This is a genomic window from Pseudomonas sp. fls2-241-TYG-175 (assembly GCF_030209155.1).
Taxonomy (GTDB): Bacteria; Pseudomonadota; Gammaproteobacteria; order Pseudomonadales; family Pseudomonadaceae; genus Aquipseudomonas; species Aquipseudomonas viridiflava.
In genome coordinates, this window is record NZ_JARVSO010000022.1 from 77,124 (window position 1) to 91,455 (window position 14,332).

Sequence of the window (14,332 nt, forward strand, 5' to 3'; positions counted from 1 at the left end):
CTGAGAGCGGCATGGTGAAATTTTGCCAGTCGATCACTTTTCAGCCGACCGACGTTTAGCCTGATGAGAGGGCAATTCATACAGGTCGCTTGCACGGCGCCCGTGAATAGAGGGTGCGCGATTATGGAGTGAGTGTCGGCATGTAACAAGATAGCTTTCCGAGGTTTCACAAACCAGGTCTCACTTGCGTCGCACCTGTGGCGCAACGCCTGTCAAATACAGGCGGGCAGTCGCCCAGGCGAGGTGCAGGGCCTGGCGCAACACCACCGCATCAGTGCCCATTATTCTCACCGACACCCCGCAATCACTCGGCAATGCACTGACCCCCACGTAGCTGTCAGTTAGCCCGCGAAACGCCTCTCGCAACCCCGTCTTTATCTCTTCTAATGGCAGCCCGTTGCCGAGCAGCATGAAGGTGGCGACGGCTTCAAATGGGCCGCTGACACCCGGCAGGCGACGTTGCAGGTCTTCGCCGGTCAGGGCCAGCCTATCTCCGGCCAAGAGCCGCCCAGCTGGGCAACGTACTTCAAGATCGGCGCGGTAATAGCCCGGCAGTCCGTCTGTGCCGTGCGGCATATGCACGCAGAATGCGTCGCAGAGCAGGACGCGAGCGTTGGTGTGCAAGCTCACGAGCACCTGGCTGTGCAGGCGGGCCTGGGGGAACAGGATGGTTGCCATCGGCAGGTATTCCAGCAGCGCGCCGGTCTCGGCCACCAGCGTAACAGTCTGGCGTGCGGGTTGTTCGAGCATGCTGTGGACGATGGTCGCCGCGCCTGTGCTGACATGCACTTGCGTGTCGGCCTCGGCGTGCAGACGTAGATGCAAGTGCTCTCCCGCGAACAGGCCTCCCGAGCAGGATTGCAGATAGACCGCCGCCATGCCGGGTGGGTCCTGAGGCAGTTTCAAGGTCCGGCCCAAGTGGAAGGGATAGCCCACTTCCTGACGCGAGACGTAGCTGATCCCCGACGGTGCTCTGCTGAAGCTGATCTCTGCTGCCGGGCGCGTCTGCACGGGCACAATGGGTTGACGGGCGTTCATGCTCGGTCGAACAGCACGGCACGGCTGATCGCCTCGACCACTGCATCGACGCCATCCCCGGTACTGCAGTTGGTGAACAGTACGGGGCGGCCGTCGCGTGCTTCGGCAGACTCACGGCGCATACGCGGTAAATCGACGCCGACGTAAGGCGCCAGATCGTATTTGTTGACCACCAGCAGATCGCAGCTCAGTACGCCGGGGCCTCGTTTGCGCGGGATGTCATCACCGCCGGCAACGTCGATGACGAAGATCCAGTAATCCACCAGATCCAGTGAGAAGGTCGAAGCCAGGTTGTCGCCGCCGGATTCGATCAGCACCAGATCGAGGTTCTTGAAGTGCGCTTCCAGCTCATCGGCCATTTGCAGATTGAGTGTCGGGTCCTCCCGAATCGCTGTATGCGGGCATGCACCCGTTTCCACCGCGCGGACTCGCATCGGGTCGATCAGGCCGCTGCGCTGAACGCGTTCGGCGTCCTCACGGGTTGCGAGGTCATTGGTGATGACGGCCAGTTCGATTCCGCGGGCGATGAAGCGTGGAATCAACTGTTCCAGCAGACGGGTCTTGCCCGAGCCAACCGGGCCACCGATGCCGACACGTGCAGCGCCGGGGCGAGGCTGTGAAGTGGACAGGGTTGGCGCATTCAATGGCAGATTCATGATCAGGCTCCTTCGCAAATGGGTTCAGCGCAGCATGTAGCGTTGAGCAAGCGGGACTTCGCTGACCGGATCACAGAACAGCCGCTCGCCGTCGGCGTACACGTCGAACGTCTGTGGGTCGACGCGAATGTCCGGGCAGGCATCGTTATGCAGCATGTCGGACTTGCGCAGGGTGCGGGTGCCGAACGCGGGCAGCAGCGCTTTCTTCAGGCCCAGTTTGCTGGCCGTGTCGGCTTCGACGGCCAGCCGGTTGACGAAGTTGACCGACAGCGCCTTGCTCGCTTCACCGAACGCCCCCCATTGCGGGCGCATCACCAGCGGTTCGCAGGTGTAGAGCGAGGCGGCCGAGTCACCCATCACGCCGTGCACGATGAAGCCACCCTTGACAACCAGTTCCGGCTTGATACCGAAAAAGGCCGGCCGCCACAGCACCAGATCGGCCAGCTTGCCCGGCTCCAGCGAGCCGATGTAGCTGTCGATGCCGAACACACGCGCTGCGTTGATGGTGTATTTGGCGATGTAGCGTTTGATGCGTTCGTTGTCGCCCAGCGCTGTGGCTTCTTCCGGCAGGCGACCGCGCTGGTCTTTCATCTTCGACGCCAGTTGCCAGGTGCGGCAGATGACTTCGTTGATGCGCCCCATGCCCTGGCTGTCCGAGCCCAGAATCGAGATCGCGCCGGTATCGTGCAGGATGTCTTCGGCGGCGATGGTCTGCGGCCTCACGCGGGATTCGGCGAACGCCACGTCTTCCGGCACGTCCGGGTTGAGGTGGTGGCAGACCATGATCATGTCCAGGTGTTCGTCGAAGGTGTTGATGGTGTAAGGGTTGGTCGGGTTGGTGGAGGAGGGGATGCAGTTCGGCTTGCCCGCCACGCTGATGATGTCAGGCGCATGCCCGCCGCCCGCGCCTTCGGTGTGGTACATGTGGATCGTGCGGTCGCCGATGGCGGCCAGGGTGTCTTCCAGAAAACCCGATTCGTTGAGCGTGTCGGTGTGCAGTTGCACTTGAAAGTCATATTCGTCGGCGACCTTCAGGCAGGTGTCGATGACTGCAGGCATAGCGCCCCAGTCTTCGTGAATTTTCAGCCCCAGGCAGCCGCCGCGCAGTTGCCCGAGCAGTGATTCGGGCTTGCTCGAATTGCCGCGTCCGAGAAAGCCGAAGTTGATCGGCCAGTGCTCGGACGCCTGCAGCATCTTGCCCACGTTCCACTCGCCACCGCAGTCGATGCCGACGGTGATCGGTCCCAGCGAGCCGCCGATCAAGGTAGTCAGTCCGGCCGCCAACGCGTGGTCGCAGAGCTGCGCCGAGTCGAAATGCACATGCACATCGATGCCGCCGGGGGTGACGATCAAACCTTCGGCATCGCGCACGGTGGTGGCGACGCCGCAGATCAGTTGCGGGTGCACACCATCCATGATCTGCGGATTGCCCGCCTTGCCGATGGCGACGATCTTGCCGTCCTTGATGCCGATGTCGCCTTTGACGATGCCGATCACCGGATCGATGATCAGCGCGTTGCAGATCAACATGTCGAGGGCGCCGTCGTCGCTGTCGTGGCCCGGCATCAGGCCCATGCCATCGCGCAGGGTCTTGCCGCCGCCGTGCAGGCATTCGTCGCCGGGTACCGCGTGGTCGAACTCGACCTCGGCAAGCAGCGAGGTATCACCCAGCCGGACCGCGTCGCCCTTGGTGGGGCCGTACATCGCGGCGTATTCCTTGCGGGTCATCGTGGCCATGGGTCAGGCTCCCTTGAAATGCTGGGCGCGTGCACGGTCCAGCGCCACGCGCTTGCAGGCCGGGTCGTGCAGGTTGCCATTGGTCAGGCCGCTGAAGCCGTGAATGTCGCCGGTGCCGCCGAACTGCACCAGTTGCACCTCACGCAGTTCGCCGGGTTCAAAACGCACAGCGGTGCCGGCCGGAATGTCCAGGTGCATGCCGAAGGCGATGTCGCGGGGGAAATCCAGCGCCTTGTTGACTTCGAAAAAGTGGTAGTGGCTGCCGATCTGCACGGGGCGGTCGCCGGTATTCAGGGCGCGCAGCGTTGCAGTGGGTCGGCCGCTGTTGAGCTGGATGTCGCCTTCAGGCGCAAGAATCTCGCCGGGCGTGGGCATCTCCGCCAACGGCAATCGGCCGGGGCGAATCGGTTGATGAACCGTCACCAGTTTGGTGCCGTCCGGAAACGTACCTTCGACCTGTAGCACCGGCAGCAACTCGGCAACGCCGGGCATCACGTCATCGGTGTTGAGAATCGTCGAGCCGAAGCCGATCAGTTCGGCCACGCTGCGTCCCTCGCGGGCGCCCTCCAGAATTTCGTCGGCGATCAGCGCCGAGGCTTCCGGAAAGTTCAGGCGCAGGCCCTTGCCCCGACGTTTGCGTGACAGTTCGGCAGCGGTGTAGAGCGTGAGGCGTTCAAGTTCGGTGGGGGTCAGCAGCATGGCGTGGCTCCTGCGGGCAGGTGATCAATTGGCAAACAGGCGCAATTCCTGGGTTTCGTGGCGCATCACGGCGATCTCGGCCATCGGCGTGAAGCCGCTGGCGTTGTCCGGCTCTGGCGCTGCGTCCGCGAGCAGTTGCGTGATCAAAGGTTGAATGGCGGTCAGCACCCGCTGAGCATCAATGTGGCCCATGACGCCAAGGCGTACGGCAGCGCTGACCAATCCGGTGCACAGGCCATGGGCCGCCGCCAACTGACAATGTTCAAGCTGCATGCCCAGCTGTTTCCAGATCAGGCCCTGCAGAACGGGCAAGTGCCCCGGCGTCTCGCCGGCCAGCACCTGCTGCTGATAGCGCGCCGCGCCGGGTGTGCCGAGCGCGACGTGAACGCCCAACAGCGCCTGGCCGACACGCCGTGAACCCTGACGCAGCTCTTCGGCCATCGTCAGCGCTTCGACCTGCGCATCCAGCACCATCAAGTGATCGAGATCTTCGGCAGACTGCCAGGCGGCGACCAGAAAGGTTCGGTCAAAACTGTTCCAGCGGTGACGCAGTTGACCTTCGACAAAACCGCAGACTTCAGCACTCCGATCCGGACGTGTTTCCCGCTGGCGGCGTCGCGGCGGGACTCGTTCGATCGGTCCCAGATGACCGTCCGCCTTGAGGGTTTCCAGCCCCCACGACCAGGCCACGGCGCCCGTGGGGAAGAAACTGTCGGCCTGCTGCAGGGCCAGCAGGGCGCTGCCCAAATCGTCGAGAGGGTCGTTCATGCGCGCGACACCCGGCCGTCAGCAATCATGGGTGCCAGGCGTTCCAGATAATCGGCTTCAGGCCCGTTGAGCGGGATCTGCAAGGTGTCCTCGGCAAAGCGCACGGCCCAGTGCATGTTGCCTGCGAAGTAACCCAGTTCCAGCGCTGCGGCTGCATCGCGTGGCCGCAGGCTCAGGTACTGCTGATCCTGCATCTGCACGACGATGGCGCGCTGGCCGTCGAGCATCAGCACCGAGCCGTTGCGCAGTTGCTGATGCCGCTCCAGACGAATCGCGCAGTCGGTGCCCCGGTCGCTGGCCAGCCGCAGACGATGGCGCTGGATGTCACTGCCGGACAGGCTCAGGGTCTCCACCTGCCCGTTGTGGCTCAGTTCATGAAGCTGCTCGGCGAGGGCCGGGTCGCTGGCCTGGCCGAGGATGCGGTCGAGTATCAGCATGGCGTCTTCTCCCGTGCCGGTTCAGATGGTGAGGTAACGCAAGATGCGCTCGCGGTCGACGGTTTCGCGGACTTCGCTGTGCACGAACTCGCCCTTTTCGATGATCAGGTAACGGTCGGCCACTGCCATGGCGAACGACAGCACCTGCTCGGACACAATCAGCGAAAAGCCACGTTCCTTCTTGAGCAGGTTCAGGGCCTTGGCGATGTCCTTGATTATTGATGGCTGGATGCCTTCGGTGGGTTCATCGAGGATCAATACCTTGGGGTTGGACACCAGTGCGCGAGCGATGGCCAGTTGCTGCTGCTGGCCGCCGGAGAGGTTGCCGCCCTTGCGCCTGCGCATCTCGAACAGCACCGGAAAGTACTCGAAGATGTAGTCGGGGATCGCTGCAGCGGGTGCGCCCTGCATGCCGGTGAGGATGTTTTCCTCCACGCTCAGGTACGGAAAGATCATCCGGCCCTGTGGCACGAAGCCGACGCCTGCGGCAACGCGCTCATAGCTCTTGCTGCCGGTGAGTTCCTGCCCGGCCAGCCTGATGCTGCCGCTGCGGGTCGGCAGCATGCCCACAAGGCTGCGCAGCAGCGTGGTCTTGCCCATGCCGTTGCGGCCCATGATCGCCAGCGATTCGCCCGGCGCAAGGTCAAGGCTCAGGTTGCGCAGCACGTGGCTGTCGCCGTAATAGACGTTCAGTTCAGTGACATTCAGCATGTTCAGTGCCCCAGATAGACGTCGATGACGCGAGGATCGTTCTGCACCTGATCCATCGAGCCGTAGGCCAGGGTCTTGCCCTGATGCAGCACGGTGACCTTGTCGGCCACCGACTTCACGAACTCCATATCGTGCTCGATGATCACCATTGCGCGGCCCTTGGCGATCAGCTTGAGCAGGCCCGCGGTTTTCTCCCGCTCGCCTGCACTCATGCCCGCCACCGGTTCGTCCAGCAACAGCAGTTCCGGACGTTGCATCAGCAGCATGCCGATCTCCAGCCACTGCTTCTGGCCGTGGGACAGCAGCCCGGCCTTGCGGCCCAACTGGTCCTTGAGAAAGATCATCTCGGCGGTCTGCTCGATTTCGGACTGCAAGGCGGTGTTCTTTCCCGCAAACAAGCAGTTGAAAATGCCGCGTTTGTCCGGCGAGGAAATGTCCAGGTTCTCGCGCACGGTCAGGTCTTCGTACACCGACGGGTTCTGGAACTTGCGACCGACGCCCGCTCGGGTGATCTGGTACTCGATCATGTTCGCCAGTTGCAGGTCCTTGAAGCGAATGCTCCCGGCGCTCGGGCGGGTCTTGCCGCAGATCATGTCCAGCAGCGTGGTCTTGCCTGCGCCGTTCGGGCCGATCACCACATGCACCTGGTTTTCTTCGACGTAGAAATTGAGGTTGTCCACGGCCTTGAAGCCGTCGAACGACACCGTCAGGTCTTCGACACTCAATAGCAGCGCGCCCATCAGTTCGCCTCCTTGTTGTTCAGTCGTTGCAGCAGACCGGCCAGGCCTGCGGGCAGGAACAGCACCACGCCCATGAACAGAAAGCCGATGAAGTACTGCCAGAAGCTGACGAAGTTTTCCGACAGGTAGGTTTTCGCCGTGCCGATCAGCAGCGTGCCGTACACCGCACCGACCAGCGATAAGCGTCCGCCCAGGGCGGCGTAGATGACGATTTCAGTCGAGGGAATGATGCCCACCAGCGAGGGCGATGCCAGACCGACCTGCAGGGTGAACATCACCCCGCCCAGTGCCGAGATCAGCGCGGCGACGGCAAAGATGAAGGCCTTGAACAGGGCGGTGTTGTAGCCGGAAAAGCGCACCCGGTCTTCGCGGTCGCGGATCGCCACGATCACCTTGCCCAGGCGGCTGCGCAGGATGAAGCCGCACATCGCGACGCAGGCCAGCAACAGCAGGGTGGTGATCAGGTACAGGATCCAGGGCGTCTGCGGCGTTTGCAGGCTCAGGCCGAAGACGGTCTTGAAATCGGTCAGGCCGTTGACCCCGCCGGTGTAGCCTTGCTGACCGATGATCATGATCGACATGATCGAAGCCAGCGACAGGGTGATGATCGAGAAGTACACGCCGCCCACGCGTTTCTTGAAGTAGGCGTAGCTGAACAGGAACGCCAGCAGCGCCGGAAGAATCAGGATCGCCACCAGCGTGAAGGTCGCCGACTCGAACGGCTTCCACCACCACGGCAGCGACTCGACGCTGTTCCAGATCATGAAGTCGGGCAGCGCCGAGCCGTAGAGGGCGGCGAGGGCGCTGGCGGCTTCGTCCGTGGCGGTGGCTTCGAGTTTCAGGTACATCGCCATCATGTAACTGCCCAGGCCGAAGAAGATCCCCTGGCCGAGACTAAGGATGCCGCCGTAGCCCCAGATCATCACCATGCCGACTGCGCAGAAACCCAGGCTCAGGTATTTGCCTGCGAGCCCCAGACGGAAGTCGCCCAGGCACAACGGCAACACCACCAGCAGCAGAACCGAGAGCCAGATCAGGCTGTAGCGCTCCAGCAGTGCTAGCCAGCCGCCACTGAGCCAGGCGGGGCGGGAGCTCGTTGTGCGGGGCAGGGCTGGCGGCTTTTCAGTCATGTCATTCATCTCAACGTCTCACTTTCGTGGCGAACAGGCCGTTGGGGCGGAAGAACAGCAGCACGATCACCACCAGCAGGGTCATGGCCTTGGCCATGGAACCGGTGGTGAGGTATTCCAGCGATATCTGCGTCTGGCCGATGGCGAAGGCCGACAGGAAGGTGCCCAGCAGGCTTTCGACGCCGCCGAACACGACCACGATGAAGGTGTCCACCAGGTATTGCTGGCCGCTGACCGGGCCGGTGGAGGCGAGCATGGTGAACGAACTCCCGGCGATGCCGGCCAGCCCGCAACCCAGCGCGAAGGTCACCGAATCCACCCGTGCGGTATTGATCCCCGCAGCACCGGCCATGGCGCGGTTCTGGGTCACAGCGCGAATGCGCAGGCCCCAACGGCTGCGGTAAAGAAACAGGAACACGGCAGCGGCAATAACGAACGTCAGGCCGATGATGAAAATCCGGTTGATCGGCAGCTCCAGGCCTTCGCTGACTTTCCAGGCACCCTGCAGCCATTGAACGGTCGGCACGCTGACTTCCTTGGGGCCGAAGACCTGACGAAACACCTGTTGCAGCACCAGTGACAGGCCCCAGGTCGCCAGCAGGGTGTCCAGCGGGCGGTTGTACATGAAACGTATAAAGCAGCGTTCAAGTAGAAAGCCGAAGGCGAAGGTCACCAGAAAGGCGACGCCGATTGCGACGATGAAGTACCAGCCCATGAGTTCGGGCAGGTAGCGCTGAAACACCACCGACGTGACGTAGGTCATGTACGCGCCCATCGCCATCAGTTCACCGTGGGCCATGTTGATCACGCCCATCAGGCCGAACACGATGGTCAGCCCCAGTGCCATGAGCACCAGCACCGAGAACAGCGAGAATCCGCTGAAGACTTGCATTACCAGCGTATCGAAAGTCATGGCGTCGCCACCTGTCGCTGAAGGTTGAAAGAGGCGGGCGTGGATTGGCTCACGCCCGCACAGGTGTCAGAGTTTCGGGAACGGGTTGGGCTCGATGGGCGCGGACTCGTAGATCACGTCGACCTGACCCTGTGCGTTGAGGGTGCCGATGCGTGCGCGTTTCCACAGGTGATGGTTGTCCTTGTGCACCTTGATCTCGCCTTCAGGCGCATCCAGTTCCATCTCCGAGGACGCCGCAATGACGTTAGGCACGTCGAAACTGCCCGCTTTCTCGACCGCTTTTTTCCACAGATACACGGCGGTGTAGGCGGCTGCCATCGGGTCGCCGATCACGCGTTGCTGGCCATAACGGGTCTTGAACGCCTGAACGAATTTTTCGTTGACCGGGTTTTTCAGACTCTGGAAGTAGCTCATGCAGGTCAGAAAACCGGTGAGGTTTTCGGCGCCGATACCGGTGACTTCTTCTTCCGTCACGGCGAGCGCCATCAGGGTCTGGTTGCTGCTGTCGATCCCGGCGGCCTTGAGCTGTTTGTAGAACGCCACGTTGGAGCCGCCGACGATGGTGGAAATCACGATGTCAGGCTTGGCGACCTTGATCTTGTTGATCACCGAGGAGAACTCGATGGCGCCCAGTGGCAGGTAATCCTCGCCGACAATCGAGCCGCCTTGCTTGGTCACCGACACGCGCGCCAGCTTGTTGGTGGTGCGTGGCCAGATGTAGTCCGAGCCGACCAGATAGACGCTTTTGCCCTTGTTGGCCATCAGCCAGGTGACGGCTGCCAGGGTCTGCTGCGAGGCCTCGGCGCCGGTGTAGATAATCGCCGGGGATTTTTCCAGACCCTCGTAGAAGGTCGGGTAGTAGAGCAGGCCCTTGTTGCGTTCGAAGACCGGCAGCACAGCCTTGCGCGAAGCTGAGGTGAACGCGCCGAAGGTCACCGCGACCTTGTCGTTTTCCAGCAGCTTGCGCGCCTTCTCGGCAAAAGTCGGCCAGTCACTGGCACCGTCTTCGACGATTGGTTCGATGGTCTTGCCCAGTACGCCACCGCTGGCGTTGATTTCATCGATGGCCAGTTTCTCGGCGTCCACCACCGAGGCTTCACTGATGGCCATGGTGCCGGTGAGCGAGTGGATGATCCCCACCTTCACGGTCTCGGCTGCCTGCGCCTGACCGATCAGGGAAAACGGCAGCAGGCTCATGGCGCTCAGCAACAGCGCATGCTTGATCAAACGGCGTTTGTCGTTATGCATTCACTTCTCTCCCAGAAATAAAAAAAGCCCGACATTCCGTCCTGCGAACAGGCGGAAGGTCAGGCTTTTGTGCCGAATCTGGCGGGACAGACGATGTCCGATCCAGTCGTACGCGAGGTGTCTCCTTACTTGCCATGAGGGCGTAGGGCAGGCAGCTGGCGCGATGTCTCTGAAAGGTCATAGCAAGGCCGGTGCCAAGTGCCAAATACCGGCGATGGCTTGCTTTGCAGCGCGTTGCCAGAGCGCCCCTTCATTAATTGCACGCGCGCAAGGGCCTGCGCCGCTTTGGCGCGAGAGCAGGGCAGCACGCACCAAAAACGTGACCGGAAACGTATGCCAGTCCGTGCATTTGCTGTCGATTATTAATCTCGCGGACGCTGGCCCGCTCCCTGCATGGGCTTGAACGACACCTTCGCAGGGTCCCTTGTCACACGCCCGTTCCCGGCAGGTGTGGAAGGTCCCTCGCACGCGCTGGCCCTGACACTGTCGTCACGCCAGCCCAGGCACAACCGCCTGAGAGCCGCCGCTGATCCTCGCGGTTTTCGCTCAGCCCTTTTATGCATGAACTCCAGGACCCCGGCCAAAGGCGGGCGTCTCATCTCACGCTGAACAAGGTTTAATGGCATGGTTGACCAGTCGATCCGCATAGGCGGTCTGTTTTCAAACACCGGGGTCACGGCCGCAGGCGAATGCTCGACGATGCGCGGCGCGCAGTTTGCCATTCAGCAGATCAACGCAGCCGGTGGTGTGGATGGCCGGCCATTGGAAATGATTACCCGCAACCCCGATTCCACGCCTGCGCTGTTTGCCATGCATGTCGAGTCGCTGATTCGCGAAGAGAAGCTGAAGTTCTTTTTCGGCTGCTACACCTCGGCCGCGCGCAAGGCGGTGTTGCCGGTCGTCGAGCGTTACGATGCCTTGCTTTTGTACCCCGTGTACTACGAGGGCTTCGAGTACTCACGCAACATCATCTACACCGGTGCCACGCCCAATCACAATGCCGTGCCGTTGGGCAATTACATGTTCGAGCACTTCGGCAACCGCGTGCTGATGATTGGCTCCGAATACGTCTATCCGTACGAAACCAACCGCCTGATGAGCGACCTGCTGTACGAGCGCGGCGGGCAGAAACTGGGCGAGTATTACCTGCCACTCAAGAACGCCCGTCCCGAAGATTTCGCCAGACTGATGGTCAAGGCGCGAGACCTGAAACCCTCATTCATCTTCTCGACAGTGGTTGGCGAGACCATGGCCCATCTGTATCAGGCCTACGCCGATGCAGGCTTCGATCCGGCTGCCATGCCGATCGCCAGCGTCACCACCAGCGAAACCGACATTCAACAGATGGGCGTGCATTTGGGCACCGGGCATATCTCGGCGGCGAGTTATTTCCAGTCCATCGACACACCGCTCAATCGCCAGTGCATCGCCGAGTACCGCGAGCTGTTCGGCCAGCACCAAGTGACCGACCGCTGCTGGGAAGCGGCGTATTTTCAAGTGCACCTGCTGGCCAAGGCCATCAGCCGTGCAGGCAGCACTGAGGTGGAAGCGGTGCTGCAGACCATGCGCGGTCTGGAATTCGACGCGCCTCAAGGACGAGTGAGAATCGATGAAAACAACCACCACACTTATCTGTACTCACGGATCGGACGCGCCAACGCCGACGGTCAGTTCGACATTCTTTACGAGAGCCAGAAGGCGCTCAAACCCGACCCCTATGCCATTGCGCCTGATTTCAGTGGCTGGTCCGGTCTGGCCGGGAGGCGTCCATGACCCTGCGTGCTGCCAAGAAACGCCTGCGCAACGACAGCGCAGGCGGCATCAAGGACCTGCGTGACATCAGCGTGCTGGTGATGCACCCGGATGACGAAGACGGGCGCAACCTGATCGCGCAACTGCAACGCATCGGCTGTCAGGTGCGCGTGCAATGGCCGATCCCGGAACGCCTGCACAGTGAAGCGGACGTGATCGTGCTGGCGATATCGCCGGAAAGCCTGTCGACCAATACGCCCTGGCTGCTGCACAGCGCGACCCCGCCGATCATCCCGGTGATCGCCTACGAAAATCCGATCATCGTCGAGGCGCTGGTCCAGTTGAACGCCTGCTCGTTGATCCCGTCACCCGTCAGATCCTTCGGACTGCTCACTGCCCTGACCCTCACCCTGAGCCATGCGCGCAAGGCCCGCGAACGGGAGAAGCACGTCAAGCGCCTTGAAGGGCGCATGGCGGTCATGCGGACCGTGCAGCAGGCGAAAATCATCCTGATGGAAACCAAGGGGCTGTCGGAAATCGACGCCTACAACGCACTACGTGATCAGGCCATGAGCAAGCGCGAACCGGTAGAGAAAATCGCCGAGGCGCTGGTGAAGGCCCATGAGTTGTTTCAACAGGCCTGTTCCTGATCATTTGTTGAGCGTCAGGCCATAGCGCCTGATCCTCTTCTGCGTGGACGTTTGCCATACGCCCTGAACCGGCAGGTATGGAGCACCGCGTGGCGACCGGCACGGACAACGGCGTCCTCCGGAACGAGCTTGAGCCGGTGCACTCGGCACCGGCGGCTCCTACCGTCATCTGGAGAACATCATGTCCATCAAACGCCCTGAAAATGCCGACTTTCTTCTTGCCGCCCAGGACCATGGCTACGACCTGTCCGACAGCCAGATGCAGGCGTACCTGAACCTCGCTGACAAGAGCCTGAATTCCTACGAAGCCATCGATGCGCTGTACGCTGCCCATGTCGCTCAGCCGACACCGCTGCGCGAGCACAGCACGCCGCTGCCCGCGGAAAACCTGCACGCCGCCTGGTACGTGAAAACCCACATCACGGGTGCCGCCGAAGGTCCGTTGAAGGGCCGGACGGTGGTCATCAAGGACAACGTCTCGGTGGCGGGCGTGCCCATGGCCAATGGCTCGTTGAGCCTGGAAGGCTACGTGCCGTCCGAAGACGCCACCGTGGTCAAACGCCTGCTGGCAGCGGGCGCCACGGTGGTTGGCAAATCGGTGTGCGAAGACCTGTGCTTTTCCGGTGCCAGCTTCACCTCCGCCAGTGGTGCGGTGAAGAACCCGTGGGACATGACCCGCAATGCGGGCGGCTCGTCCAGCGGCAGCGCGGTCCTGGTTTCCCTCGGCGAAGTCGACATGGCCATCGGTGGCGATCAGGGCGGATCGATCCGCATGCCGTCGGCCTGGAGTGGCATCGTCGGCCACAAACCGACCTACAGCCTTGTGCCTTACACTGGCGCGTTTCCCATCGAACGGACCATCGACCACGTCGGCCCGATGGCCAACACCGTGCGCGACTGCGCTTTGATGCTGGACGTGATCGCAGGCGCCGACGGGCTGGATTCGCGGCAGAAAAATCCGCCCGCAGTCCATTGCCTTGCGACCCTGGATCAAGGCGTTGCCGGCTTGAAAATCGGTCTGCTGCGTGAAGGTTTTGCGATTCCCGGTATGTCCGAGCCGCAGGTGGATGCGTTGGTCAAGGCTGCCGTCGCACAGCTTGAAAGCCTTGGCGCCATTGTCGGCGAAGCCAGTGCGCCATGGCATTCGGGCGTTGCGCTGGACATGTGGAACGTGATCGCCACCGACGGCGCTGCGTACCAGATGCTGCAAGGCAACGGCTATGGCATGAACGTCGATGGTTACTACGATCCAGAGATCATGAGTTATTACGGCGCCAAACGCCGCGAACACGCCAACTCGCTGTCGCACAGTGTGCGCGCCGTGGCGTTGACCGGTCACTACAGCCTGAAGAACCTGCATGGCGCCAGCTACGCCAAGGCGCGCATGCTGGTGCCGGAACTCACGCGTCAGTACGACGAAGCGTTCAAGTCATTCGACGTGCTGGTGATGCCGACCATGCCGTTCGTGGCAACACCTTTGACAGCGCCGGACGCACCCATCGAGGAATACGTACACAGCGCACTGAACATGCTTGCCAATACCGCACCGTTCGACATCACCGGCCACCCGGCAACGTCGATTCCCGCCGGACTGGCCGACGGTTTGCCGGTAGCTCTAATGATCGTCGCACCACGCTTTCAGGACGCACTGGCGTTGCGGGTGGCGCAGGCTTACGAACAGGTCCGGGGTGAGTTCCCCAAGCCGCCGCGCTCGTCGTGACACACACAAGTCTGCCTCGACACTGATCATGCCCATCGCTCCGCGTGGGCATGCCTGCCGTGACGCTCCGCGTCACACATGGCACAGACTGCGGATTCAGTGAGCCGAGCGCATGACGTGGATAACGCTGGAG

The 14,332-nt window shown here is 62.0% G+C and carries 14 protein-coding genes; 3 read left to right on the plus strand and 11 right to left on the minus strand.

Translation table 11 applies throughout. The annotated features are described in order from the left end of the window. Window positions 1-180: 180 nt before the first annotated feature. The 11 genes from QRN20_RS16735 to urtA all read right to left on the minus strand — a co-directional run bounded on the left by QRN20_RS16735 (window position 181) and on the right by urtA (window position 10,077). The gene (locus QRN20_RS16735) at window positions 181-1,038 is read right to left on the minus strand and encodes an urease accessory protein UreD (protein WP_122605198.1); all 858 of its coding nucleotides are present in this window, start codon (window positions 1,036-1,038) and stop codon (window positions 181-183) included. Then, complete coding sequence (ureG, locus tag QRN20_RS16740; protein WP_122605200.1) at window positions 1,035-1,694, minus strand: urease accessory protein UreG; 660 nt, start codon at window positions 1,692-1,694, stop codon at window positions 1,035-1,037. The genes QRN20_RS16735 and ureG overlap by 4 nt, the downstream gene beginning before the upstream one ends. Before the next feature lie 24 nt (window positions 1,695-1,718). Next, window positions 1,719-3,431, minus strand: a complete 1,713-nt coding sequence (gene ureC, locus QRN20_RS16745) for an urease subunit alpha (RefSeq protein WP_025994526.1) — start codon at window positions 3,429-3,431, stop codon at window positions 1,719-1,721. 3 nt (window positions 3,432-3,434) lie between these two features. Further along, window positions 3,435-4,130, minus strand: a complete 696-nt coding sequence (locus tag QRN20_RS16750; RefSeq protein ID WP_058432795.1) for an urease subunit beta — start codon at window positions 4,128-4,130, stop codon at window positions 3,435-3,437. 24 nt (window positions 4,131-4,154) lie between these two features. After that, entirely contained in the window at window positions 4,155-4,898 is a 744-nt protein-coding gene (locus QRN20_RS16755; protein ID WP_122605202.1) for an urease accessory protein UreF, read from the minus strand. Then, on the minus strand, window positions 4,895-5,335 hold the full coding sequence (ureE, locus tag QRN20_RS16760; RefSeq protein WP_029243708.1) for an urease accessory protein UreE: 441 nt from the start codon (window positions 5,333-5,335) through the stop codon (window positions 4,895-4,897). Before ureE ends, QRN20_RS16755 begins: the two co-directional genes overlap by 4 nt. A 21-nt stretch (window positions 5,336-5,356) precedes the next feature. Beyond that, window positions 5,357-6,046, minus strand: a complete 690-nt coding sequence (urtE, locus tag QRN20_RS16765; RefSeq protein WP_029243709.1) for an urea ABC transporter ATP-binding subunit UrtE — start codon at window positions 6,044-6,046, stop codon at window positions 5,357-5,359. 2 nt (window positions 6,047-6,048) lie between these two features. Then, window positions 6,049-6,786, minus strand: coding sequence for an urea ABC transporter ATP-binding protein UrtD (gene urtD, locus QRN20_RS16770; protein WP_096767694.1), 738 nt, complete (start codon window positions 6,784-6,786; stop codon window positions 6,049-6,051). Beyond that, on the minus strand, window positions 6,786-7,925 hold the full coding sequence (urtC, locus tag QRN20_RS16775; protein WP_285360824.1) for an urea ABC transporter permease subunit UrtC: 1,140 nt from the start codon (window positions 7,923-7,925) through the stop codon (window positions 6,786-6,788). The genes urtD and urtC overlap by 1 nt, the downstream gene beginning before the upstream one ends. A gap of 1 nt (window position 7,926) precedes the next feature. Next, entirely contained in the window at window positions 7,927-8,829 is a 903-nt protein-coding gene (gene urtB, locus QRN20_RS16780; protein ID WP_004886981.1) for an urea ABC transporter permease subunit UrtB, read from the minus strand. Between the two features lie 66 nt (window positions 8,830-8,895). Beyond that, window positions 8,896-10,077 (minus strand): urea ABC transporter substrate-binding protein, encoded by a 1,182-nt coding sequence (gene urtA / locus QRN20_RS16785; protein ID WP_025994532.1) that lies wholly within the window; start codon window positions 10,075-10,077, stop codon window positions 8,896-8,898. Window positions 10,078-10,701: 624 nt separating this feature from the next. Here urtA and QRN20_RS16790 point away from each other — a divergent pair. The 3 genes from QRN20_RS16790 to QRN20_RS16800 all read left to right on the plus strand — a co-directional run bounded on the left by QRN20_RS16790 (window position 10,702) and on the right by QRN20_RS16800 (window position 14,199). Beyond that, a complete protein-coding gene (locus QRN20_RS16790; RefSeq protein WP_069143645.1) occupies window positions 10,702-11,850 on the plus strand; it encodes a transporter substrate-binding domain-containing protein in 1,149 nt (382 codons plus the stop codon). Continuing rightward, complete coding sequence (locus tag QRN20_RS16795; RefSeq protein WP_122490585.1) at window positions 11,847-12,479, plus strand: ANTAR domain-containing response regulator; 633 nt, start codon at window positions 11,847-11,849, stop codon at window positions 12,477-12,479. Before QRN20_RS16790 ends, QRN20_RS16795 begins: the two co-directional genes overlap by 4 nt. Before the next feature lie 181 nt (window positions 12,480-12,660). Then, window positions 12,661-14,199 carry an amidase gene (locus QRN20_RS16800; RefSeq protein WP_122420609.1) on the plus strand — a complete coding sequence of 513 codons (1,539 nt, stop codon included), beginning with the start codon at window positions 12,661-12,663 and terminating at the stop codon, window positions 14,197-14,199. The last annotated feature ends 133 nt before the right edge of the window (window positions 14,200-14,332 follow it).

What these genes read in the sequence shown, in the direction of transcription:
- QRN20_RS16735 (WP_122605198.1), bottom strand. Translation starts at nt 1,038, where the DNA reads ATGAACGCCCGTCAACCCATTGTGCCCGTGCAGACGCGCCCGGCAGCA.
- ureG (WP_122605200.1), bottom strand. Translation starts at nt 1,694, where the DNA reads ATGAATCTGCCATTGAATGCGCCAACCCTGTCCACTTCACAGCCTCGC.
- ureC (WP_025994526.1), bottom strand. Translation starts at nt 3,431, where the DNA reads ATGGCCACGATGACCCGCAAGGAATACGCCGCGATGTACGGCCCCACC.
- QRN20_RS16750 (WP_058432795.1), bottom strand. Translation starts at nt 4,130, where the DNA reads ATGCTGCTGACCCCCACCGAACTTGAACGCCTCACGCTCTACACCGCT.
- QRN20_RS16755 (WP_122605202.1), bottom strand. Translation starts at nt 4,898, where the DNA reads ATGAACGACCCTCTCGACGATTTGGGCAGCGCCCTGCTGGCCCTGCAG.
- ureE (WP_029243708.1), bottom strand. Translation starts at nt 5,335, where the DNA reads ATGCTGATACTCGACCGCATCCTCGGCCAGGCCAGCGACCCGGCCCTC.
- urtE (WP_029243709.1), bottom strand. Translation starts at nt 6,046, where the DNA reads ATGCTGAATGTCACTGAACTGAACGTCTATTACGGCGACAGCCACGTG.
- urtD (WP_096767694.1), bottom strand. Translation starts at nt 6,786, where the DNA reads ATGGGCGCGCTGCTATTGAGTGTCGAAGACCTGACGGTGTCGTTCGAC.
- urtC (WP_285360824.1), bottom strand. Translation starts at nt 7,925, where the DNA reads ATGAATGACATGACTGAAAAGCCGCCAGCCCTGCCCCGCACAACGAGC.
- urtB (WP_004886981.1), bottom strand. Translation starts at nt 8,829, where the DNA reads ATGACTTTCGATACGCTGGTAATGCAAGTCTTCAGCGGATTCTCGCTG.
- urtA (WP_025994532.1), bottom strand. Translation starts at nt 10,077, where the DNA reads ATGCATAACGACAAACGCCGTTTGATCAAGCATGCGCTGTTGCTGAGC.
- QRN20_RS16790 (WP_069143645.1), top strand. Translation starts at nt 10,702, where the DNA reads ATGGTTGACCAGTCGATCCGCATAGGCGGTCTGTTTTCAAACACCGGG.
- QRN20_RS16795 (WP_122490585.1), top strand. Translation starts at nt 11,847, where the DNA reads ATGACCCTGCGTGCTGCCAAGAAACGCCTGCGCAACGACAGCGCAGGC.
- QRN20_RS16800 (WP_122420609.1), top strand. Translation starts at nt 12,661, where the DNA reads ATGTCCATCAAACGCCCTGAAAATGCCGACTTTCTTCTTGCCGCCCAG.